This is a genomic window from Kribbella sp. NPDC050281, from assembly GCF_040655855.1.
Taxonomy (GTDB): Bacteria; Actinomycetota; Actinomycetes; order Propionibacteriales; family Kribbellaceae; genus Kribbella.
In genome coordinates this window covers 1-21,302 of record NZ_JBFAKS010000040.1, presented here as the reverse complement: position 1 = coordinate 21,302, position 21,302 = coordinate 1, and the positions used below count along the sequence as shown (strand labels likewise).

Below are 21,302 nucleotides of genomic sequence, written 5' to 3'. Positions count from 1 at the left end.
CACCGCCAGCCAGCACCGTCTCAGATAAGTGGTTCGGTGAAAGGCTCGCTTGTCGGAGGCTAACCCGCCCCAGTGGCCTGCAGTACTGGAGGATTCGGCGACAACCGCATCCAGCCGACCAGGACGGCGACCTCGGAGGACGGCGCCTGGTCCCAACCGACCCTCAGTACCCACAGCAGGCGGAACCACCGCAACAGGTCGAAACCGTAGCTACGACAGGTCAACGGGCTGACGTCACTTGGGGCCAGATCCCGCAGGTACCGGACGGCCGGCTCGACCTCCGAACCCTCACGATCGACGACAACGAACGGCGGTGTTCGGCCTATCTCGGCAACGCGCACTTCACCGATATGTGGCACAACGGCGACGCAAGTCCGTTGACATGCCGCCGGCTACAGCTTCGATCTGTTGCGCTGGTTTCGGCTGCTGTGGGTTCTTGGCGTCGATTGGGACCGGGCGAGGTCGTCGGAGGTCGCGGTGCTCGTCGGCTGGATGAAGTCAGTGTCGAGCCTGAACCAAACCCCGGACGTGGACTCGTCTGCCGCTGGTGGTTCCTCGCGACACACCCCGGAGCCGACAGGTTCAGCCGCTGATCGAGGTTGACTGTCGTCATGCGCAGAGTGCTGATCGCCGGCATCGGAGGATCCGGCAAGACGACACTGGCCCGGCGGCTCGCGCCGGTCCTCGGCCTGCCGTTTCACCATTTGGACGGCTTGTACCTCGGGCCTGACCTGCGCATGTCACCCACCTTTGTGAGCGACATCGAGCGAATCGTCGCCGGCGACGAGTGGCTGTTCGACTCGCAGGGTTCACCGGCCAGCTCCGAGGCTCCGCCAGAGGTCACCGCCCTGCTGTGGTCCCGCGCCGACACGCTTATCTGGCTCGACTACCCGCGGCGCGTTGTCCTGTGGCGTGCCATCAAGCGGTCGCTGCGGCGCATCATCACCCGCGAGGAACTGTGGCACGGCCACCGCGAAACGCCATGCTGGTGGCTTCGCCCAAATCATCCAATCCGAAGGGCGTGGCGTCTCACCCGGATCAGACATGACCAGCTGACCGCTCGCACACAGGACCCGTTGTGGGCACACCTAACCGTCATCCAACTCCGCAGCCCACGCGAGACGGTCACCTGGCTCGGCCGAATCGAGTCCGATTACCAGGCGCGCTGAGCGCTGATCCCAGACCGGCGCAAGACCACCGAGGAACATCGCGAATCAGACCGTTGCGGGCCGTCGGCGGCGGTACTCCCGACGCCTCAAGATGGCAGAGTTCATGCCATCGCGTGCGGGCTTTCATCCGCAGGATCGGATGTCGGCCCGGCCCTGACTGGCGGTGGTGTCGTGCGACGGCCCGTCGACCGCAGACTTGAAGCATCAGGGTGCACACGCCATCGGTGCACGCGCGATCAAAGAGCTAATCGTCCGCTGATGCTTCCCGCTGTGGACAGCGAATGACCCTGCGCGCGTTTGAGGGATCCACATAGCTGTTCGCCTACTTGAAGTAGGCGGTCGAGCCGACAAGGAACGTTGGGCATGGCTGGCCGTAGAGGTCAATCGAGTACGACACAGAACCGTTCGCTGCAAGCGGCCCGTCCGGTGCCGCGTATGTGCCATGTTCAGAGAGCAGCTCGCCGTACGGGCCTTCCAACTCCTTGCTGTTCGTGTTCTCCGCGGTTCCGACTAGCCGCTGGCCAGATCGCTCTGCCTCGGTCACCTTGATGTCTGCCGAATCGAACGACTCCGTGCCCGGCGCGGCGCGTTGCGCTGTGAAGATGGACTTGGCGTTCCGGGGCGGAGGGTTGCCGCCCATCTCGAAGTAGATGAATGCAAGGGCGACCTGTCCGGGTTTGAGTCTGGCTGGGGTGGTGCCCTGGCTGTTGCCGTTGGCGACTAGTTTGCCGGCTGGGCTCGGAGTGCTTCGGCTGCGCTGAAGCGGCATCGTAGAGGCAGACGGCGTACGCCGAGATGCCGAGATGCCGAGATGCCGAGATGCCGAACGAGCTGATCGCCGGCGGCCGGGCCCATGCCAGCAGGCGCCGTGCGTGCAATGGGTCGTGCGATGAAATCGCGTCAATCAGAGTCCACTCGAGTCACGAAGGGACAGGCTGGTGGTGGCTGGCTACACGGGAATCCGACGTCTGCAGGTGCGTCGATTTACTATGCCGCGCGTCGCCAGCACGAACTGGTCGAGCACGCCGTGCGCCGCCAGGCCCTCACCCTGCTCGCGGCCATCGCCCGCGCTGACCAGCACCGAATCGAAGCAGCAGCGGATGCCATCCGGGAGCGCCGTTCTCGGAGCGGTTCTGCGCCTGGCAAAAACCTGAGGCCAACATCTAGGTCACTTTGTTAGATTCAGTGATAACAACTCACTCAATCATGTTAGGAACATGCATCCATGAAGTCACTGTCGAGGAAGTTCGGTGCGATCGCGACCGCGCTGATGACATGTGTCGCAGTGTTCGCTGTCGTGCCCACAGCCTCTGCTGCGTCGTCAGCGCCGGCGGCCCCCACCTACTGCAAGGGCGCCGGGATATGGGACCACGTCTGGACCACCACAGACTCCGCAAACGGGGGCACGGTGTGCATCGAGGAATACGGCGACAAGTTCTATCTGTGCGACACGGCAGCCGATGGATTGGCGCCCAGGATGAACGTCGCCACCCATAGTGCGTCCGGTCAATACAACACTCGCTACACCCTGACCGCCTCGGGCGGGAACGGAACATGCGTCCACGCCCAGCAGTCGGATGGCGGCTCCCACGACCTTCCATACGATGCCTGGATCTATATCGACATCTGGCTGGGCCCGCTCCCGGGGTCTTACCACTACGGGAAAGAGTTCTACATCAACGGGTGACCGACACACGCCACCGGAGCCGCCTCCGGCAGGCTGCCCTCGACGCCACCTCGTACTCGGTCATGAGGTTGGTGGCACGCGGTTGATAGGTGGTTGGCCTCCGAGTGCGGGTGTGGCGGCGTTGATTGTTGTAGCGCTCGAGCCAGGGTGCAAGGGCTGCTGTTCGGGCGGTGTTGGTGGTGAAGGGGTGCCGGTTGGCCCATTCGCTGGTGAGGGTGCGGTTGTAGCGCTCGACGGTGGGGATGCCGGCCCGGGTGAACGCCTGCGCGGCGCGGAGCAGGTACGCCGCGCAGGTGGTGCCCTTCTCGCCGGGTAAGACCTCGGAGTAAGCGAACCGGGACTGGTCATCGACCAGGGAGTGGATGTAGTCGTAACCGATCTTGGCGCTTCTGTTGCGCGGTCTGTCCGTGCTCGCGGCCCTTGGCCTTCGAACCGCCACCGTCGTACCGCACAGCGGTGGTCTTGGACGCCCGAATCACCTCGCCGGTCATCGGGTCACACTCGCGCAAGCACGGCACCTGGTGACGACGCAGGATCCGGGCCACCGTCCGCGGCGCCACACCGAGCTCCGGCCCGATCCAGTCCTGCCCTCGCCGCGCCGTACGACGCAACTCCACCACCTGCTGCTCGATCTCGGTGCTGGTACGCCGCGGCGTCATGTGCGGTCGCGATGACCGATCCTGCAGAGCCGTGTCACCCCCTCGACGGCGAACCGGTCGATCCAGGTCTTCACACACTTACGCGACACCCCCATCGCCGCCGCGATGTGCGCCTGCTTCCAGCCGGCACGATGCCGCTCAACAATCAGCCGCCGACCATGAACAGTCAGCCGCGCACTACTCGTGGGGCACGAGGACCTCCGGTTGCCAGTGGGCCTTCGGCAAGCCACTCGCCCAACCGGAGGTTCTCCTCACGTCAACCCCCGATCCCCGGCCACCAACCTCATGACCGAGTACGGCTAGACCTCGAACTGGCCGTGCTCCAGGAAGTACCGCGCCGCTTCCGGCGTACCCTCGTCGAGGGCCTGCTCTGCCGCCGCACGGACCGCTGCGCTGGTGGTCGGATCGGCGAGAATTCGGAAGATGGCGACCCTGTCGTCTTCGAACTGGGCGAGGCGGCAGCCGGTCTCCAGGAAGGCGCGCACGACAGTCGGTGTGCCGTCGTTGAGGGCCTGCTGCGCCGCCTTGCTGACGCCGCGGTCGTTGTACACGATGGCAAAGTGGAGGGTGGTGGCGACGGCGACCTTGTCGTCCTCGGCTTGGGCCGTCCAGCGGTCGGTCGTCAGAAAGTTGCGCTGGTCCTCGATGGTCCCGTCCATGGCCTTCTGCGCGGCGGCTTCGACCGCGCTGCCCGTGCTCGGGTCGCCGATAATGCGCAGGATCGTGACCCGCACATCGTCGTCGGACATCTCGTCCACCGGCGTGGTCACGACGAACGTGTCCGTGGGCGCCTGGCAAGCAGTGGGGGCGCCGACCGAGTCGGCGGCAGACGCAGGGGTGGTTATCAGAAGCGCCGGCGTCAAGGCGATTGCCGCGACAGCCAATGCAACCTTGGTTCGTCTCACTTGTTGACCTTCCTTGTAAGCGTTGAGAGCACGAGAACCCTCTCGGCGATCATTGACAGGAAATCGATGCCTCGGCAAGTGAAATATCGCCAGGCGCCGAGCTGCAGAACGCGACTCCTTCAGTCCCAGAACAGGACCTCATAGCCGCCCTCGGGGTCATCCGTCCCGAGGAAACTCGGCCTTGTTGTTGTCGCCGTCAACGTAGGCGCCGATGTCTCGAAACATGAAGCACTCCCCTTGCCTTCCGGATCTCGTTGCCACTTTCTTCGAGCCGGAAGGGTCGTGAGCGCAGAAGCGGCCACGGCGGCCAGGGTTGGCTTCTGAGTTTCACTCGCATTCCTCACGTCGAGACTCGGCTCGTCTGACGCTCAGTAGACGAAACAGCCTGGCAACCTGTGAGCCCACCCGCACGTGATCTGCGTCTCCCGCCCGCGGCGGCCCATGCTCCGGTCGGCCTTGGCCGGTCCGCGCACCGGGCTTCATGACAGTGCCGGGACTGGTCGGTCAGCGGCCGACGGACCGTCCCTGGCCAGCTCGAGGTTCACCAGGCCAGCCAGCTCCGCTGCGAACCTCGCCATCACGCCGCCGCCCGTCCGCAAGACCCCGTCGGCACCACGCAGACCGGCGCCGCAACACACCCACCAGGCACCGCAGCGAACCGAACACTGGGCACCCCGTCAGAATTCGTCTGCACTCGACGGCCGACCCGCGTGCGACAGGTGGCGGACCACGGCTCGGCTAGGGTCAACGACTATGGCGATGACGTCACATGGTCCGAGATCGGAAGTCGAAATCGTCTCTTCTCAGCCGGTGACCGGCGGTTTCAGTGACGCGCCGAAGTTCCGCCTTCAGGTTGCTCTGACCCGGTCCGGGCGACGGACCGAGCGAACGGTTCTGCTGAAGCAGACCTCACAGCTCGAGATCTCGGCGATGCACGCAGCGGCGAGCGTGGCCGGCGCCGATGCCGTGCCGGAGATCATCGAGACCGGCACCAACGAGTCGGGTCCGTACCTGATGACCGCGTTCTACGAGGCGACGCCAGCAGCGGACGAGACCAGCCTCCCCTCGAATGCGATCGAGACGCTGGCCAGGGTCCACCTTCACTACCTCGACGCAGCGCCACCCGAGTCGGTGCCGGTCGTTGATGCGACCTGGTGGCGAGCCAAGTGCGACATCTCGATGCAGCGACTCGCCGCGCTCCATCGACCCGTGCCGGACGAGCTGATCCCGCAAGTTGCTGCACTGCAACACGATCCCCGCATCACCATCCCTCTCGACCATCTGCCTCGGACGCTCCTCCACGGTGACGTTCATCGGAACAACGTTCTCGTTGACGAGAGTCACAAGGGCCACATCATCGACTGGGGCGGCGCGCTCGTCGGCGCACCTGCCCTCGACATCGCGAACCTCGGCGGGCCGGCGAGCAGCGGGTACCGGACCTATGTCGACACCTGGCGCCGCCTCACCGGCCGACGCCTCGACACCGACCCAGGCTGGAGCAGCGCCTATCTGCTCGCGGTCGTTTGGGTCAACATCAAGTACCTCGCCTTCGCCGCCAGGATCTACGGAGAAACAAAGGCACAGGAGATGATGAACGCCGCGCTCGATGCCTTGAGCCAACTCGACCCGGATCCCCAGGCGTGACGCGGACGGGATCAAGGCACTGATCCCCGCGTCCGGGCTGGAGATCTACCCGGTGCCGACCGCCGTCAACGACGTAGGCCGCACCAACGGACTGAATGTCACGAGGCGACCCTGGCCGGTGTGCTCATCGGCAGGCGGCCCGGTTGACGACGGAGCGTTGGCCGAGGCGATCGATCGTAGGCTGAATCCTGAGCCGGCCGGGACCCGGTGAGCGAGGCGCCCGCGGGGCCACGGCAGGACTACAAGTCCGGCCGCCCCGGGCCTACCGGATGTGGAGAGGAGCCGAGCGTGGGCGGATCGACTAGTTCACCGATGGGCAAGACCTATCTGTCCACCGCGGTGACGGAGGACGGCAATCCCAAGGACCTGGTCCCGAACACACGCATCCGGCTGGAGTTCGCCGAGCAGCCCAACCCGAACGAAGAGGGTCCGCGCGTGTACCACTGCCTCGGGGCGTACGCCGGGTGCAACCAGTTCGGCGCCTCTGCCGCAGCCGGTGAGCTGCTGGCCGACGGCAGGTTGTGGATCGACGGATACTTCGTCACCCAGCAGCGCTGCGAACCGCCACTCATGGCCCAGGACGAATGGCTGACCAAGTTCCTGGTCAGCCAACCCAGCTGGCATCTGAACCACGGCCAGCTCACCCTCGCATCGGCCGGTACGGCGATCACTCTGCTGGACAGGAAGATCGCCGAACCCGACTTCCCGCTCGACGGGCCCAGGTGGAAGGTGGACACCGTCATCATCAAGGACGGCCATCTCCGCCAGTACCACCATGGGGCCGAGGAGGCGTGGATCACCTTTGACGGTGGGCGACTGACCGGCTGGACCGGTTGCAACGAACTCTCCGGCACCGTCACCCGCACCAGAACAGAGCTGACCTTCACCGGCGTCACCACCACCGACCACGCATGCACAGGCGAAACTGCCGAGGTGGAGACCGCGATCCTGACCACGCTTGGCGCCAGGGTGACCTACACCATCGACTACAACCGTCTAACCCTGCTGACCCCCGCCGGGACCGGCCTCGACCTCACCGCCGTCCCCTAAGCCGGGCTGAAGGCCTACGCCTGTATCTGGGTAGGTCGTGGCTCTACGCCCAGGCGGGTCGGCGGGGTTCGTTGGCCTCGGGCTGGTGGTGGGATTTGTTGGCTATCCGTGGGGTGGGTGGTTTCGAACGTTGGGCGATCCATTCGATCGACCGGTCGACCGATCCGCAGCTCCAGGGAAGGGAACAGTCATGCAATACACGCGCACATCCGGCCGCTGGCGGCGGGTGGTGAAACGGGTCGCCGCCGTGGCGGCCGTGTTGGTCCCGTTGGCGGTGGTCTCGGTCGTTACTTCAGGGCCCGCCCAGGCGGCGACGTGTAGGACCAACGCTCACGTCTACCTGACCTCGGTGTACCCGTCCAGCTTCCGGTTCGAGAACCAGCCGGTGGACGGTGGCACCGACGACTACCAGATGTTCGCCGGTGACTCGACATCGCTGCGGGTCGGCGGCAACGGTCTGCGGCCGTACACCTCGGCGTTCTGGAACGTCGAAAGCAACGTCAGCGGGCGGTTCATCTTCAACAGCGGGGTTGCCGGAGGCAACTGCGTCGCGAACGAGACGTTCGTCAACCTTGCGAGGCACACGGTTGGAGGGGAGGTCTGGACGGTCCGCGCCAACTATCTGACCGGCAACTCAGGGCAGTTCATCCAGAACCAGGCGCACTTCCGCATCACCTTTGTGGACCCGCCGCCGCCTGACCCGTGGTACTGGCAACCGTGCTACTACGCCGAGGCGTGCTTCTGAGCAAGGAAGGGCAACTGTGTGAGCCGGACCGCCAACCGGCTCACACCCAACACCGAGCTGAGGAGGTTCAGCATGTTCACGACACCCGAACACCGAACGATAGTGGCGATGCTGGCCGCGGGCAGGCCCGTTTGGTACGTCGCTGCGGTGATGAAGAGCGACCGGCACTACGTCTACAGAGTTGGTGCACGACACGGCTATCCGGATCGTGCCGCGATGAGGCAGTCCCTCCAGCAGTTGGCCGAGGCCAGCTAGATCTCTGCGTCGTATCCGACGAGTTCGATCAACGCTGCCCGGAGAGCCTCCAGTCGATCCTCGCCGAGCTGGTCGGCCCAGGCGCGCTCGACAGCACTCCCCGCCTTGTGGGACTTCGGTCGGATCGCACGCCCGGCCTCGGTGAGTACGACGAGCCACGCGCGCCGATCGTTGGGGTCCGGACGGCGCTCGACCAGGCCGGCCGCGATCAGCTGCTCGACACTCTGGGCCATGGTCTGCTTGCGCACGTTGGCCTTGGTAGCGAGCGCCTGGACGCTGACGCCCTCAGGCGGTACGAACGGGATCACTCGCGCGTGGGCCGCGGTGAGGCCGCGGACACCGAGCTTCTCGAGCTCCGCGTCCATCTCCGTGGACCAGCGCTGGTTCGCCAGGCGCAGCAGCAACCCGATGAGTGGTTGGGGATGCCCAGGCATATAGACAGTCTCCTGTCTTTTGAGTACGGTAGTGGACAGCTGCCTGTCTATCTTAGGAGGAACAACGACTATGAACGCACCGACACTCCCGTTCGGCACCGCGATGGCGCTGGCTGAGCGCAACCTGCGCGGTCCACTGACCCGGATCCTCACCGAGGAGGACCTCGAGCCCGGCGCGTGGTTCACGCTCAACGCCCTCGGCCTGCGGGGCGCTACCCCGACCAGAACCGTCAAGGACCTGCTCTCCACCAGTGGGTACGACGGCCCGAGGGCCGACGCGCTGCTCGCGCGCCTCGCCGCAGGCGGTCTCATCGAGGACCGCGACGAGCTACTCCACCTCACTCCCGCAGGATCCGAGCGCTATGCGGCCGTCCGTGACCGGATCGGCACGGCGAGCGGCCGGGTGTTCAGCCTCTTCGACCCGACCCGGGTCGAGACAGCCCGCGCCCTTCTGCAGCAGCTCGCCGAGACCGACCCGGCGACGATCGAAGCGGTCGCATTCGACGAGGTGCCGGCGTGAGAAACCCGACCCCCGCGCCACACGGTCGGCTCGCTGCGCCGGCGGCCGCGAGGTAGTGGTTACTGGCGGGCCATTGCTGCGCGGAGTTCGCTTTCGCTGTCGGTGATGAGGTCGCCGGAAATGTCGATGGTGACGGTTCGCAGGGTGCCGGTGAAGCGGAACGGGGACGGGTAGTCCGGCGTTACCGGGGAGCCGGGGTTGGCGCCGCAGGTGAGGGCACCGGGGTTGAGGATGAAGGGTGTGGTCACCGGTGCCTCGGCCTGGGCGACGAGGGTCTCGTCCACGTAGAGCTGCATCGTTCCCGGTGCTCCGCGGCCGTTCGCCATATCCGGTTTTCCGGTCGGCTCGAACTCGAAGCGCAGCTTGTGCGGACCGGCCGGGAGCACCTCCGGCGTGGACACCTTGTACAGGCCTCGGCCGACGTAGTTGTGCACATAATGCAGTTTGCGGTCCTTGATGAACAGCGAGTATCCGCCGGCCGCTGTGCCCTGGCTCAACAGAACTCCCTCGGCGCCGTCCTCGGGCAGGTCCACGTCGGCGGTGATGCTGTGCGGCCGGTTCAGCACCCGAGGGCCGGCGCCGAACGGGATCGACTGGGTGTTCGGCCGGTAGACGTACGTGTCCCGCGGTACCGCAGCCCGCGGCTTGTCGGCGACAAGCCGCGCGAGGCCGCTCCCGTCGACCGGCAGTACGCCGTACTTGCCGGCCTCGGCGTACCACATGCCGATGAGTGCGATGAGCTTGTCGCGGTGTTTGCTTGCGAGGTCGTGGTTCTCGGCGAAGTCGTCGGCCACGTGGTACAGCTCCCAGCCCGTCGAGTCGAGCTCGGTGAGCTTGTCCGCCGAGATGGGTTCACCGAAACCTGTTCCGGCTTCGGTGAACGAAGGGCCGGGCCACGGGCAGACCGCTCGCCAGCCGTCGTGGTAGATGGAGCGGTGACCGAGCATTTCGAAGTACTGGGTGCGGTGCTTGGTCGCTGCGTCCGCGTCGTCGAACGTGTGCGCGAAGCTCACCCCCTGAAGCGGCGACTGCGTGATACCCCTGATCGTGGCCGGCGGCTCGAGGCCGAGCGCGTCGAGGACGGTCGGCACCATGTCGATGAGGTGCGCGTACTGCGTTCGCACTTCGCCCCTGGCCTTGATGCCCTGTGGCCAGCTGACGATGAACGGGTCGGAGCTCCCGCCCCGGTAGGTCTCGCGCTTCCACCGGCGGAACGGCGTGTTGCCGGCCCAGGTCCAGCCCCACGGGTAGTGGTTGAAGTGCTTGGGACCGCCGATCTCGTCGATGACCGCGAGGCTGTCCTCGAGGGACTCCGGGGCGTTGTTGAAGAACTGTGCCTCGTTGGTGGTGCCGGTCGGGCCACCTTCGGCGCTGGCGCCGTTGTCGGAGATCACCATCACGATGGTGTTGTCGAGCTCGCCCTGCTCGCTGAGGAACTCCAGCAGGCGGCCCAGATGGTGGTCGGTATGGCTGAGGAAGCCGGCGAAGACCTCCATCATCCGGCTGTACAGGCGGCGGGCCGGTGCGGGCAGGGACTCCCAGTCGGGTACGTCGGGGTCGTGACGAGACAGCTCCGCATCGGCAGGGACGATCCCCAGCGCCTTCTGCTCGGCGAACACCCGCTCCCGGTATGCGTCCCAGCCGTCGTCGAACTGGCCGGCGTATTTGTCCGCCCACTCCTTCGGGGCGTGGTGCGGCGCGTGGGTCGCACCGAAGCACAGATGCAGGTAGAAGGGCTTGTCCGGATCGACCTGCTTCGCGTCGACGACGAACTGGATCGACCGGTCCACCAGGTCCTCGGTCAGGTGGTAGCCCTGCTCGGGCGTCGCGGGCGGCTCGACCTGGTGGTTGTCGTACACCAGGTCGGGGTACCACTGGCTGGTGTCGCCGCCGAGGAATCCGTAGAACCGCTCGAAGCCGCGCGACAGCGGCCAACGGTCGTACGGCCCGGCCGCGGTCTCCTGGTTGCTCGGAGTGAGGTGCCACTTGCCGACCATGAACGTGCTGTACCCCTGCCCGAGCAGCATTTCCGACAGGAACCCGTTCTCGAACGGGACCACACCGTTGTACCCGGGATAGCCCGTCGCGAACTCGGTGATGCACGCCATCCCGTTGCTGTGGTGGTTGCGTCCGGACACGATGCACGAACGGCTCGGCGAGCACAGCGCCGTGGTGTGCATGTTGTTGTAGCGCAGTCCGCTGGCAGCCAGACTGTCGAAGTTCGGCGTCGCGATCGGGCTGCCGTAACAGCTGAGTTGGCCGAAGCCGGTGTCGTCGAGAACGACCATCAGAACGTTGGGAGCACCCGGCGTGGCGCGGGTGGGCTTCGGCCACGCGGGGGACGACTCGTCCGCCGTCCTGCCGATCGTGCCGGTGAATCCGGTGCCGGCTTCGTACTCGTTCAGCGCCATCCGTGGCCCCCTCGCAGAATGTCCACCCACCTCAGCCGAACGCCGCGCGCGCCACATCCCCCGCGTGGGGTGAATCACCCGTGGTTGGCGGATGGGTACCTGAGTGCTACTTCCGCCCGATCGTTCGAAGGAGCACTCAATGTTCGCGATCATCGCCGCTGTGATCTTTGGGCTGGCACTCATCCTGGACTGGGCCAACGCCAGTGTGAGCGATGCGTTTACGCCTCAGACGCTGCTGATGGCCGGCCTGCTCTGCATCGCGCTGCATTTGGCCGGTGTCGGGGCCGGGCGTCGGTGGGGGCGGCGCCGCTGACCGTCGTACCGCTCCCACCGTGGAGCGGTGAACGATCATCCGGCCGGGACGATGTGGCCGGGCGCCTCGACCACGGATCGTGAGGGAGGTCTTCGGCGAGCTCAGGTGACGACGCGGCCGGGGTTGTTCTCGTCCGGGAGGCACGTGTCATGACCGACTCGCAACGCCCGGCGGGCGCATCGCGCGCGGCTGAGCGGCCGTCGGGCGGGCCACCGGCGATGGACCCGGTCACGGTCATCCGTTCGAAGCCGTATCTTTCCGCGCTGCTGCTCGCCGCGATCCTCGGCATTCCGATCTCGGCCGTCGCGTACGGTTTCCTCGCTCTGGTCAGCGCGATCCAGCAGGCCCTGTTCGACGATCTTCCGCAGGAGATCTTCAGCGGAGGCGTACCAGCCTGGTGGCCGGTGCCCTGGTTGGTGCTGTGCGGACTGTTGACCGGGTCGACCATTCGGTATCTGCCCGGCAACGGTGGTCACTCACCCGCCTTCGGGTTCCAGACCGGTGGAGGTCCGCCGGCTGACAAGGAGCTCTTCGGCATCATCCTGGCTGCCTTGAGCACACTCAGTCTTGGCGCCGTCCTCGGGCCTGAGGCTCCCCTGATCGCCATCGGTGGTGGCCTCGCGGTGCTGACGGTGCATCTGGTCAGGAAGGACGCGCCACCGATGGCGCTGACGATCATGGCGTCGGCCGGTAGCTTCGCTGCGATCAGTACGCTGCTCGGCTCCCCCGTGCTCGGCGCGTTCCTGATCATGGAGGTCGCCGGCATCGGAGGTGCGACGCTGAGCTTGGTAGCGCTGCCGGGCTTGCTGGCCTCCGGGATCGGCGCTCTGGTCTTCGTCGGTCTGGACAATTGGACGGGGCTCGGCAGCTTCTCGCTGGCCCTCCCCTCCGTGCCGCCGGCGGTGGATCCGACGGTGGCCACGATGGCCTGGGCTCTTGCCATGGGCGCGGCCGGGGCGCTGCTCGGCTGGGTGATCCGCTGGATCGGGCTGTCGCTGCGTGCGGTCGTACACGTGAACCGGGTGCTGGTGACGGCGGTTCTCGGCCTTCTCATCGGGCTGATCGCCATGGCCTACCAGCTGATCTCCGACAACAGTTTCAATCAGGTCTTGTTCTCCGGCCAGGATGCCCTGCCCGCGCTGGTCGAAGACGCCGCAAACTACTCGGTCGGGGTGCTGATCCTGCTCGCCGCTTGCAAGTTGCTCGCGTACGGACTCGCGCTCAGCGCGTTCCGGGGCGGGCCGGTCTTCCCCGCCATGTTCATCGGTGCGGTGCTGGGGATCGCCGCGGCGGGTCTGCCCGGCATGAGTCTGGCGCCGGCGATCGGCATGGGCATCGGAGCGATGTGTGCCGCGATGCTGCGGCTGCCGTTGACCTCGACCCTGCTGGCCACCCTGTTGCTCGGTACCGACGGTGTGTTGGTGACACCGCAGGTCGTGGTCGCTGTCGTGGTCGCCTTCGTCCTCACCAACGTGCTCCCGAATCCGGATCAACAACCGGCCGGACACCAGCCATGAAGGCCGCCGTACCTCGACCACGACGATCGAAGGCGTTCGCGTACGTCGACCTTGCGGATGCGCGAAGGTCGTCAGGAGCTACTGGATTCCTGCCAGGCGACTTCGGCGAAGCTGAACAGTCGTTGCGGGGTCATCCGCAGCCAGGCCGTGGCCCATTCCACGCTGCCGCCGTCGTTGCGGCGGCGCGTTAACTCCCACACGTCGTCCGGAACGGTGGTCAGCACCTCGGCCGGCCCCTCCGTGAGCACCGCGGCGTGCGCGTCGTGGTCACCCTCGAGGACAGACAGGGCCAGCCACGGGTGTGCCTGCACGTTGCGGAGCCGGACCGCGCCGCCGACCGTGGGAAGCCAGAACGCCTGCGCGTAAATGGAGTACAGGGTCGGCGCGGCGTGTGCACGACCGTCGGGCCGGGTGGAGGAAGCGAGCGCGTAGCTCCGGCGCTCCAGATATCCGGCCAGCTGGAGTCCGGTCATCCGTCGCTCCGGCGGGTACGCCGTACGCGTAGCCAACCCCGCCCGGTCGAACGACTCTTCCTGCAACTGCCCCAACCAGACCGCGAGCTCGGGATCCTCCACCCGCCGGATCCTATCGGGCGAGCACTCAGGGTCGGGCCAGATAGGCGTAGTAGTTGCAGGCGGCGAAGAACGTGCCGTCGGCGGCCGAACGGCGTTGGTGTGCGAGCCACTCGTCGACCTGTGCTGCGGGTAGGAGGCCCTGCACGGCGATCAGTGGCGCGTAGGTCTCGGCCAGGTTGAGCATGAACGTGCTCGAACCGGTCTCCGCGTAGACGTTCGCCTGCGTGACAAGCAGTCGCAGTCCCGCCTTCGGCAGCAGGCGCGGGAGCTCGCGCATGACTCGCGCCGAGCTCATGATCATCGCCTCGAGCGCGGCTTCGACAGCCTTGCCGAGGGCCGGATCAGCGCAGTCGAACGTGAGGGACGCGTAGTCGCCGTCGAAGAGGGCAACGATGCCGTCGGGGCGGACGACACGCGCCATCTCCTTGAGTACCGCGAGTGGGTCGCGGACGTGACTGACGAGGGTGTGGGCGATGGCAGCGTCGAAGCCGGCGGTCGGGAGGTCGAGCTTGTGCGCATCGCCGACCGCGAACTGGACGCGGTCGCCAACGCCTTCGTTCGCCGCGAGCGTCTGGGCGACCGCGATGAAGTCCTGGCTCTGATCGACCCCCGTCACCGAGCCGGCGAATCCGTCGCGGGAGGCGATCGCGCGGGACACGACGCCGGTACCGCAGCCGACTTCCAGGATGCTGGCCGTCGGCGGCAGGTCCATCGCGTCGAGGTAGGCCTCGCGGTACGCCACGAACGTCGGATCCTTGCCGCGGAGCTCGAGCCGTTCGATGAAGCGCTCGACCGTCGCGGCGTCCTGCTCGTTGACGAACTGCATCGCGTCCCGAACCTGCTGCTGTGTCGTCATCGCCCCTCCCCCACCGGCTGGCTCGTCCTTCGATGCTGGCCCTCAGGCGGGGCCTGCACAATCGGGAGGTCCGTCCTACTTCCCGGCGACCGACGTCCTATCCCGGGCGCATACTCGAACTAGACATGGAGCCAGGACCGGCGTGGCCGAGGTTCGTGGGGCGGGCCGACGCGCTGCAACGCCTCGATGCGACGCTCGCTGCCGCGGCACGCGCTGGTGGCTCCACGGTCCTGGTCGAGGGCGACGCCGGCATCGGCAAGACCCGACTCGTGTCCGAGCTGGGCGGTCGGGCGCAGCGGACGGGTGCAACCGTACTGCGGGGGCGCTGTATCGATCTCGTCGGCAGCGGCATGCCCTATCTCCCTCTCGTCGAGGCGCTCTGGCCGCTGCGGAGATCAGCGGCCGTCGCGGGTCGCTCGCTTCCGGAGTTGTCGCGGCTTGTCCCGGAGCTGACGGAGCCACAGACGGCTGCAGCTTCGGACGGCCCTGACTCGCGGCTCCGACTGTTCGAGGAGACGCTCGCCCTGCTCGAACACCTCGGCGCCGAAGCGCCGGTCGTCCTCGTCGTCGAGGACCTGCACTGGGCTGACCGATCAACGCTGGATCTCGTGTCGTTCCTCGCGCACGCCGCGCGTGAGCGGAGGCTGCTGCTGGTCGCGACGTACCGCAGCGACGAGCTCGTCCCGGACAGCTCGCTGCGACGCCTCGTCGGGGAGCTACTGCGCGCGCGGGCCGCGACTGCTCTGGCGGTGGAGCCGCTGGAGCGTGACGAGATCGCGCAACTGCTCGCCGGGACCGCGGAGACGCCCGTCCCGGCGGAGCTGGCGAACGAGATCTACGAACGCTCGCAGGGGAATCCGTTCTTCGCCGAAGAGCTCCTAGCGGCTGCGGTCCGTGGCGAGCAGACGCTTCCCCGGGTACTTCGCGACGTACTGCTGCAGCGACTCGATGGCCTCGATGGTGAGAGCCGCGCGCTCCTCCGCATCGCCGCCGCCGCTGGGCGTGACGTCCCGTACCGGCTGCTCGCCGCGGTCGCAGACTTGCCCGAGGAACGACTCGTCGAGGCGTTACGCAAGACGGTCGAGTACGACGTACTCGTGCCGGACCAAGCGGCTGGCTCTTTCCGCTTCCGGCACGCACTCCTAGCCGAGGCTGTGTATACGACTCTCCTGCCGGGCGAGCGCGAGGAACTGCATGAGCGTCTCGCCCGTGCACTGCGCGCGCAGCCCGGTTCGACCGCGTCCGAGTTGGCGCACCACTGGTCGGCGGCCGGGAGACCCAGAGAGGCGCTCCAATCGTCGATCGAGGCGGCGCTGGACGCGGAGGCTGTCTCCGGCCCGGCGGAGGCACTTCAGCATTTCGACCGCGCGCTCGATCTGTGGGACCAGGTCGACGACCCCGAGTCCGTGACCGGGCACGACCTCGGCCGGGTGCTGACGGGGGCCGCCGAGGTCGCGTACTTCTCCGGTGCCGGCCAGCGGGCTCCGGAGCTGCTGCAACAGGCGATCTCGCTGGCGGATGACGACGCGGAGACCGGCCTGCTGTATGAACGGCTCGGCACGTACCTCCTCCCGATCGGCGATCGACACGGCGCCAGGGCAGCGTTCGAACGGGCGGTCGAGCTCGTTCCGGAGCAGCCGCCTTCGCCGCAGCGAGCCCGCGTCCTCTCCGCACTCGGCAATGCGCTGAGCCTGTCCTTGCGGCCCGTCGAGTCGCGCACCGCCTGTGAGCAGGCGCTGGCGGTCGCAGCTGCGATCGGCGACGACTTACCCGCCCTCAGGGCGCTCGCCGTCCTCGGCCTGGACCTGCAACTCCTCGGGCGCGGCGCCGAGGGCATCGAGTGCCTTCTGGACGCCCGCCGGCGCGCGCGGGAGCGTGGCGCGGTGGTCGAGGAGCTGCGAACGTATGTGTTGCTCTCGGACGTGCACCTGATCGGCGGCCGGCTGCGCGAGGCGGCTCAGGACGCGCTCGACGGTGTCGCCAAGTCTCGCCGGTACGGGTACGAGCGGAGCAGTGGCATCGTCATCGCGGCCAACGCGGCAGAGGCGCTCCTCGGCTTGGGTGACTGGGTTCGCGCCGAGGAGGTGCTCGATGCGGCGCTCCACCTGACCAGCAGTTTTCGGCCCGAGGGCGTGCACCTGATCCGCGCAGAGCTGGAGATCCGGCGTGGCGCGTTTGCCGTTGCACGGCAGCACCTGGAAGCGGCGCGGCCGGCGGCGCTCGAGCCGCAGTTGACGGCGGCGTACTCCTGCCTCGTGGCGGAGCTCGCCCTGTGGGAACGTCGGCCGGAGGAGGCAGCACGGGTGCTCGATGCCGAGCTGCGCCTCGACTCGCCGGGCGAAGTGAAGATCCGCGAGCCGAGGGTGTGCGCTCTGGCCATCCAAGCCGAGACGGACCGTGCGCAGCTGGCGGCGATCCGCCGCGACACAGCGGGTGTCGACGACGCGCGCCGTCGCGCGAAGCAGCTGCTCGAACGTGCCCACCGCTCGGCCGCCGATGCGGCTGCGGTGACACTGGACGCGGCCGGCTGGCTCGCCCTCGCCGAAGCCGAGCACTCCCGCGTCGAGGGCTGCTCCCAACCGGCGTTGTGGGAGGCGGCGAGCGCAGCCTGGGATCAACTGGAGCGCCCGTACCCTGCCGCCTACTGCCGTTGGCGGCATGCCGAGGCGCTTGTCGCCGCCGGCGCTTCGCGAGCGGACGCGGCGGTCCCCGCCCGCGAAGGGCACCTGGTTGCGAGCAGGCTCGGCGCGCGACCGTTGATGAACGAGCTCGAGCTGCTCGCGCAGCGGGCCCACCTCGACCTCTCGGATCAACCCGCGCTCCGCGACCAGGACGACGCCCTCGGTCTCACGGCGCGCGAACGCGAAGTACTCCGGCTGCTCGCCCGTGGCTACACGAATCGGGAGATCGCCGCCGAACTCACGATCAGCATCAAGACGACCAGCGTCCATGTCTCGCACATCCTGCGGAAACTCGACGTGTCGAGTCGCCTCGAAGCAGCACGGATCGCTCACCAACTGACCGTCGAAGACTGACGACTCAACCGGTGCCGCTGACGTCGAGGATGAAGCGTTGCGCGGGACTCAGCCGCTTGTACGTCTCGACCCGGAGGTACGCCTGCTGGTCGAGCTGCTGCGGCAGGTGGCGCAGCGCGAAGTAGGAGTGCATCGCCCTGCGCGGCTTGTCGGTGCGGTTCAGGGTGCCGCCGTGCCACAGGTGGCTGTTGAAGACCACGACCGTCCCGGCCTTGCCGGTCAGCTGGATCTGCTCCGGGTGCTCGTCGCCCGGATTGGCCATCTCGTCTCCAGGCATGGTTCCGCGCCGATGCGACCCGGGGACGACGCGTGTCGCGCCGTTCTGCGGAGTGAAGTCGTCGAGCAGCCAGAGCGAGTTGCACACCTCGTACGCGCCAGGCTCGACCGGGTGGCCGAAGTCCGCATGCAGGCCCTGGTGCCCCTGACCTGGCAACGCCGCGCGGCTGTTGAGGGACGACAACCTGAACTCGCCGAGCACGTGCTGCATCGCGGCCAGGACGCGTGGGTGGCTGAAGCACACCTCGAACCTCGGGTCCTTGTTCACCAGGTCGGCGAGTCGGTCGGTGCCGTTCTCCTGGTGGACTTCCAGGCCCGCTCGGTCGCCCTCGGCGGCGGTCAGCTCCGCCATCCGCTTGGTGAACCCGGACACCTCCTCCGGCGTGAGGATTCCCTCCAGGGGGAGGAATCCGTCGCGGTCGAGCTGGTCCTTCTCGCCGTGCGTGAGTACGTCGTCGGTCACCCCGAGGTCGCGCAGTGCGGTCGCCATATCCATCCAAGCACTCCTTCCCAGATGCACGAATCGATGCCAGCATCGATGCGACGTACCAGGAAAACAATGCAGAAGGCGACAGCGGTTATGCACAAATCGCTTCGATTGCTCGGCGCCGGCGTACACACCGCCGGGCCGGGCAAGGACTATCCGTCGCACGCGCACACCTCGTGGGAGCTGGTGTACTACGTGCGCGGGCGGATCACCTGCCCGATCGGCGACGAGACGTACGCCGCCACGCCGGGGACCGTGCTGCTCACCCCACCGCGGACGTGGCACGCCGAGCTCAGCCGCACCGGCTACGCCAACCGCTTCCTGCAGGTCGACGCGGCTCCGCGCTGGCCCTGGCCACGCGTCTGCTTCGACGACGGCGACCGCAACCTCGGCCGGGTCTTCGACTCGCTCGTCCGCGAGAGCACGCAGCCCAGCGACGACAGCGACCAGCTCTGCTCGTTGCTGCTCGGCGAACTCGACCTGTTGCTGCGCCGCGCGGCAGCTGCGCCGGTGACCGCGGCGGAGCAACTGGTCGCGCAGGCAGAGCGGATCTTCGAGGAACGCTTCGCCTCGGGAATCCGGATCGCCTCGGTCGCCGCCGAACTCGGCATCTCGCCCTCCGGGCTGCGGGCATCCTTCGCGCGGCTGCGCGGCACGAGCCCGAGTACGGCGCTGCAGCACGTACGGCTCCGGCACGCGCTGGGCCACCTCCGCAACTCCACGTTGCCGCTGCAGGCGATCGCAGACCTGACCGGTTACGACTCGGTCAGCCACCTCAGCCGCCACATCAAGGCCGCGACCGGCTCGGCCCCAGGCGCGCTCCGCACCGCCGACTAGGGCATGCTCTCCGGGTGGGCGGGAACCGATATCTGGGGATCGGGCAGAAGCAGGCGTGAACCGAATACAGACGGCCGCCTTCGCCCGAGAACGCCTGCCACCCGAACCGGCGCCACCGCCAGAGGCTGCCCTGAGGACCGATCCGGTCGGCCAGCGCACGGACGCCCAGCTCGTGTCCTCCAGGCAGCAGGACTTTGCCCTGCTGTTCGATCGGTATGCCGTCGCGATCCACCGCTACGTCGCCCGTCGGCTCGGCACGACCGAAGCTGACGACCTGGTCGGGCAGACGTTCCTGATCGCCTTCGAACGCCGGTACCACTACTACGAGTCCTCGGCAGGCGCGCTGCCCTGGCTCTACGGCATCGCCACCAACCTGATCCATCGACGGCGGCGAGACGAGGTCCGCCAGTACCGCGCCTACTCGCGCTCGGACCCCGGTGGATCGTTCGACGACGCGGACATGCTCGCCGCCGAGGTTGCCGCCCGGGTCGACGCACAGTCGGCCTCGCGCGCCCTGGCCGGAGTACTGGCCGGTCTGCGGCAAGCCGATCGCGACATTCTGCTGCTCTTCGCGTGGGAAGACCTCAGCTACCCGGAGATCGCCGCCGCACTCGACATCCCGATCGGGACGGTCCGGTCCCGCCTGCACCGAGCCCGCCGTGCCCTGCGCGCGGCGCTCGGCCCCGACTTCCAGGAGAACCCTGATGAATGAGATCGACCTGCTCAAGCGGGTACGCGACGACGTACCCCCGCCGGATCCCATCGCACTCGCCCGCGCCCGTCAGCGTCTGCTGACCTCCTCCCCCGTACGCCGCTCCGTCGGCCGGCGCCGGGTGCTGGTGGCCGGCACCGTGGCCGCGACGCTGGCCGTCGGCTTCCTGGTGAACGACGTCGTCATCAAGGACGGCGCCCCGAAGCCCGGTGCGGTCGCTGACGCGAACACCTTCCTGGCCAACGCCGCCGAACTCACCAGCGCCAACCCCGACGCGCCGATCCCACCTGGGCAGTACCGCCAGGTCACCCAGCGAAGCCAGGGGACGTGGAGATTCGGACCTCACAACTCGTACGTCGGCACGCGCGTCGACGTGAGCGACTGGTGGATCTCAGCCGACCAAAAGCCGCCGTACACGGCGATATCGGTGCTCAATGCGAAAAAGGAATTCTCCCCCGCAGCGGCCAAACAGGTCTGGAGCAAGATCGACCCGTTGAACATGAAGCCGGAGACGATCAAGTCGCCCTACGCGTGCGGGGTGGGCACGGGCGGGAGCATCATGCTCCAGAAGAAGGACTCGAAGAACATCTGCACTCCCAGTTGGTTCATGCCTTCCGCGGACTTCCTCGCCCGCCTGCCGCGGGACCCTGACAAACTGCTGGCGGCGCTGCGCGCGGATGACGCCCGGCGAGTGGCGCACTGCCGGAACAAGCTGCCGAACTGTGGTCTGCCGGCCCGAACGGCTCAGGCGGCGGACAACGAGGCGTTCGGCCGCGTCGCCACCATCATGGCCTCCGGGATCGCGCCGGCCGACCTCCGAGCCGCCCTCTATCAGGCGGCCCGCAAGATTCCCGGCATCCAGCTCCAGGCCGACGCTGTGAACCTCGACGGGAAGACCGGACGTGCGATCGGCCGGGTGCAGTACTTGGGTGTGCGCCAGGACCTCATCATCGAACCCAAGACCGGCCGGTTCCTGGGCCTTCGCGAAGTCGCCACCGTGACCGCACCCCGCAACGTCAACGGCGACCCGCAGCCGCTGGTGCGTGGCGACATCGTCAACTGGACCTCCGTCAGCACCCGAATCACCCCCGACCGCCCCGCAATCCGCTGACCTACACAGCTGATCTACACAGTTGAGGCGGCAGCCCTTGAGCCCCGTCAAAATGTCGTGGGTGTGGCGCCCCACCAAAATCGGTGGGGTGTTTTCGGTTGGGG

21 protein-coding genes and 1 pseudogene are annotated in these 21,302 nt (G+C 67.4%); 13 read left to right on the top strand and 9 right to left on the bottom strand.

Going from position 1 to position 21,302, the window contains the following annotated elements; genetic code table 11:
- Positions 1-59: 59 nt before the first annotated feature.
- On the bottom strand, positions 60-341 hold the full coding sequence (locus AB0I34_RS33830; RefSeq protein ID WP_360453005.1) for a hypothetical protein: 282 nt from the start codon (positions 339-341) through the stop codon (positions 60-62).
- A 279-nt stretch (positions 342-620) separates the two neighbouring features.
- Here AB0I34_RS33830 and AB0I34_RS33825 point away from each other — a divergent pair, with 279 nt between their 5' ends.
- Positions 621-1,169, top strand: coding sequence for a hypothetical protein (locus AB0I34_RS33825; RefSeq protein WP_360453004.1), 549 nt, complete (start codon positions 621-623; stop codon positions 1,167-1,169).
- 322 nt (positions 1,170-1,491) lie between these two features.
- On the opposite strand, the gene AB0I34_RS33820 is transcribed toward AB0I34_RS33825, so the two are convergent.
- Entirely contained in the window at positions 1,492-1,938 is a 447-nt protein-coding gene (locus AB0I34_RS33820) for a hypothetical protein (RefSeq protein ID WP_360453002.1), read from the bottom strand.
- A gap of 456 nt (positions 1,939-2,394) precedes the next feature.
- Between AB0I34_RS33820 and AB0I34_RS33815 the strand changes: the two genes are divergently transcribed.
- Positions 2,395-2,856 carry a hypothetical protein gene (locus AB0I34_RS33815; protein ID WP_360453000.1) on the top strand — a complete coding sequence of 154 codons (462 nt, stop codon included), beginning with the start codon at positions 2,395-2,397 and terminating at the stop codon, positions 2,854-2,856.
- 60 nt (positions 2,857-2,916) lie between these two features.
- Here the strand turns inward: AB0I34_RS33815 and AB0I34_RS33810 are convergent.
- Positions 2,917-3,745 (bottom strand): annotated as a pseudogene (locus AB0I34_RS33810) (leucine zipper domain-containing protein).
- A 69-nt stretch (positions 3,746-3,814) separates the two neighbouring features.
- Positions 3,815-4,420 carry an ALF repeat-containing protein gene (locus tag AB0I34_RS33805; RefSeq protein WP_360452998.1) on the bottom strand — a complete coding sequence of 202 codons (606 nt, stop codon included), beginning with the start codon at positions 4,418-4,420 and terminating at the stop codon, positions 3,815-3,817.
- An 810-nt stretch (positions 4,421-5,230) separates the two neighbouring features.
- On the opposite strand from AB0I34_RS33805, the gene AB0I34_RS33800 reads away from it, so the two are divergent.
- The 4 genes from AB0I34_RS33800 (at position 5,231) to AB0I34_RS33785 (ending at position 8,114) form a co-directional block, all read left to right on the top strand.
- A complete protein-coding gene (locus tag AB0I34_RS33800) occupies positions 5,231-6,064 on the top strand; it encodes an aminoglycoside phosphotransferase family protein (RefSeq protein WP_360452996.1) in 834 nt (277 codons plus the stop codon).
- A 288-nt stretch (positions 6,065-6,352) separates the two neighbouring features.
- Positions 6,353-7,114, top strand: coding sequence for an META domain-containing protein (locus tag AB0I34_RS33795; protein WP_360452994.1), 762 nt, complete (start codon positions 6,353-6,355; stop codon positions 7,112-7,114).
- A gap of 190 nt (positions 7,115-7,304) precedes the next feature.
- Positions 7,305-7,859: a hypothetical protein gene (locus tag AB0I34_RS33790; protein ID WP_360452992.1), complete on the top strand. Its 555-nt coding sequence runs from the start codon at positions 7,305-7,307 to the stop codon at positions 7,857-7,859.
- Positions 7,860-7,931: 72 nt separating this feature from the next.
- The gene (locus AB0I34_RS33785; RefSeq protein ID WP_360452990.1) at positions 7,932-8,114 is read left to right on the top strand and encodes a hypothetical protein; all 183 of its coding nucleotides are present in this window, start codon (positions 7,932-7,934) and stop codon (positions 8,112-8,114) included.
- On the opposite strand, the gene AB0I34_RS33780 is transcribed toward AB0I34_RS33785, so the two are convergent.
- On the bottom strand, positions 8,111-8,548 hold the full coding sequence (locus AB0I34_RS33780) for a MarR family winged helix-turn-helix transcriptional regulator (RefSeq protein WP_360452988.1): 438 nt from the start codon (positions 8,546-8,548) through the stop codon (positions 8,111-8,113). The two genes, AB0I34_RS33785 and AB0I34_RS33780, sit on opposite strands and share 4 nt — an antisense overlap.
- 70 nt (positions 8,549-8,618) lie before the next feature.
- Here AB0I34_RS33780 and AB0I34_RS33775 point away from each other — a divergent pair, with 70 nt between their 5' ends.
- On the top strand, positions 8,619-9,068 hold the full coding sequence (locus AB0I34_RS33775; RefSeq protein ID WP_360452986.1) for a hypothetical protein: 450 nt from the start codon (positions 8,619-8,621) through the stop codon (positions 9,066-9,068).
- A gap of 59 nt (positions 9,069-9,127) precedes the next feature.
- Here AB0I34_RS33775 and AB0I34_RS33770 read toward each other — a convergent pair whose 3' ends face one another.
- Positions 9,128-11,479, bottom strand: a complete 2,352-nt coding sequence (locus AB0I34_RS33770; protein ID WP_360452984.1) for an arylsulfatase — start codon at positions 11,477-11,479, stop codon at positions 9,128-9,130.
- 139 nt (positions 11,480-11,618) lie between these two features.
- Here AB0I34_RS33770 and AB0I34_RS33765 point away from each other — a divergent pair, with 139 nt between their 5' ends.
- Together AB0I34_RS33765 and AB0I34_RS33760 are read left to right on the top strand one after the other, a co-directional pair.
- A complete protein-coding gene (locus AB0I34_RS33765) occupies positions 11,619-11,792 on the top strand; it encodes a hypothetical protein (RefSeq protein WP_165555453.1) in 174 nt (57 codons plus the stop codon).
- Positions 11,793-11,941: 149 nt separating this feature from the next.
- The gene (locus AB0I34_RS33760) at positions 11,942-13,309 is read left to right on the top strand and encodes a chloride channel protein (protein ID WP_360452982.1); all 1,368 of its coding nucleotides are present in this window, start codon (positions 11,942-11,944) and stop codon (positions 13,307-13,309) included.
- Between the two features lie 71 nt (positions 13,310-13,380).
- On the opposite strand, the gene AB0I34_RS33755 is transcribed toward AB0I34_RS33760, so the two are convergent.
- Together AB0I34_RS33755 and AB0I34_RS33750 are read right to left on the bottom strand one after the other, a co-directional pair.
- Positions 13,381-13,884: a pyridoxamine 5'-phosphate oxidase family protein gene (locus AB0I34_RS33755; protein WP_360452980.1), complete on the bottom strand. Its 504-nt coding sequence runs from the start codon at positions 13,882-13,884 to the stop codon at positions 13,381-13,383.
- A gap of 25 nt (positions 13,885-13,909) precedes the next feature.
- On the bottom strand, positions 13,910-14,740 hold the full coding sequence (locus AB0I34_RS33750) for a methyltransferase domain-containing protein (protein ID WP_360452978.1): 831 nt from the start codon (positions 14,738-14,740) through the stop codon (positions 13,910-13,912).
- A 125-nt stretch (positions 14,741-14,865) separates the two neighbouring features.
- Here AB0I34_RS33750 and AB0I34_RS33745 point away from each other — a divergent pair, with 125 nt between their 5' ends.
- Positions 14,866-17,775 carry an AAA family ATPase gene (locus AB0I34_RS33745; protein ID WP_360452976.1) on the top strand — a complete coding sequence of 970 codons (2,910 nt, stop codon included), beginning with the start codon at positions 14,866-14,868 and terminating at the stop codon, positions 17,773-17,775.
- Positions 17,776-17,779: 4 nt separating this feature from the next.
- On the opposite strand, the gene AB0I34_RS33740 is transcribed toward AB0I34_RS33745, so the two are convergent.
- Positions 17,780-18,547: a phytanoyl-CoA dioxygenase family protein gene (locus tag AB0I34_RS33740; RefSeq protein WP_360452974.1), complete on the bottom strand. Its 768-nt coding sequence runs from the start codon at positions 18,545-18,547 to the stop codon at positions 17,780-17,782.
- Between the two features lie 84 nt (positions 18,548-18,631).
- Here AB0I34_RS33740 and AB0I34_RS33735 point away from each other — a divergent pair, with 84 nt between their 5' ends.
- Genes AB0I34_RS33735 through AB0I34_RS33725 form a run of 3 tightly spaced genes read left to right on the top strand, consistent with a single transcriptional unit; the run spans position 18,632 to position 21,198 of the window.
- Positions 18,632-19,375, top strand: coding sequence for an AraC family transcriptional regulator (locus tag AB0I34_RS33735; protein WP_360452972.1), 744 nt, complete (start codon positions 18,632-18,634; stop codon positions 19,373-19,375).
- Between the two features lie 55 nt (positions 19,376-19,430).
- Positions 19,431-20,087: an RNA polymerase sigma factor gene (locus AB0I34_RS33730; RefSeq protein WP_360452970.1), complete on the top strand. Its 657-nt coding sequence runs from the start codon at positions 19,431-19,433 to the stop codon at positions 20,085-20,087.
- A complete protein-coding gene (locus tag AB0I34_RS33725) occupies positions 20,080-21,198 on the top strand; it encodes a CU044_5270 family protein (RefSeq protein ID WP_360452968.1) in 1,119 nt (372 codons plus the stop codon). The genes AB0I34_RS33730 and AB0I34_RS33725 overlap by 8 nt, the downstream gene beginning before the upstream one ends.
- The last annotated feature ends 104 nt before the right edge of the window (positions 21,199-21,302 follow it).

Coding starts and splice junctions, on each gene's coding strand:
- AB0I34_RS33780 (WP_360452988.1), bottom strand. CDS start 8,548: ATGCCTGGGCATCCCCAACCACTCATCGGGTTGCTGCTGCGCCTGGCG.
- AB0I34_RS33770 (WP_360452984.1), bottom strand. CDS start 11,479: ATGGCGCTGAACGAGTACGAAGCCGGCACCGGATTCACCGGCACGATC.
- AB0I34_RS33725 (WP_360452968.1), top strand. CDS start 20,080: ATGAATGAGATCGACCTGCTCAAGCGGGTACGCGACGACGTACCCCCG.
- AB0I34_RS33740 (WP_360452974.1), bottom strand. CDS start 18,547: ATGGATATGGCGACCGCACTGCGCGACCTCGGGGTGACCGACGACGTA.
- AB0I34_RS33760 (WP_360452982.1), top strand. CDS start 11,942: ATGACCGACTCGCAACGCCCGGCGGGCGCATCGCGCGCGGCTGAGCGG.
- AB0I34_RS33750 (WP_360452978.1), bottom strand. CDS start 14,740: ATGACGACACAGCAGCAGGTTCGGGACGCGATGCAGTTCGTCAACGAG.
- AB0I34_RS33815 (WP_360453000.1), top strand. CDS start 2,395: ATGAAGTCACTGTCGAGGAAGTTCGGTGCGATCGCGACCGCGCTGATG.
- AB0I34_RS33745 (WP_360452976.1), top strand. CDS start 14,866: ATGGAGCCAGGACCGGCGTGGCCGAGGTTCGTGGGGCGGGCCGACGCG.
- AB0I34_RS33765 (WP_165555453.1), top strand. CDS start 11,619: ATGTTCGCGATCATCGCCGCTGTGATCTTTGGGCTGGCACTCATCCTG.
- AB0I34_RS33820 (WP_360453002.1), bottom strand. CDS start 1,938: ATGCCGCTTCAGCGCAGCCGAAGCACTCCGAGCCCAGCCGGCAAACTA.
- AB0I34_RS33785 (WP_360452990.1), top strand. CDS start 7,932: ATGTTCACGACACCCGAACACCGAACGATAGTGGCGATGCTGGCCGCG.
- AB0I34_RS33775 (WP_360452986.1), top strand. CDS start 8,619: ATGAACGCACCGACACTCCCGTTCGGCACCGCGATGGCGCTGGCTGAG.
- AB0I34_RS33735 (WP_360452972.1), top strand. CDS start 18,632: ATGCACAAATCGCTTCGATTGCTCGGCGCCGGCGTACACACCGCCGGG.
- AB0I34_RS33790 (WP_360452992.1), top strand. CDS start 7,305: ATGCAATACACGCGCACATCCGGCCGCTGGCGGCGGGTGGTGAAACGG.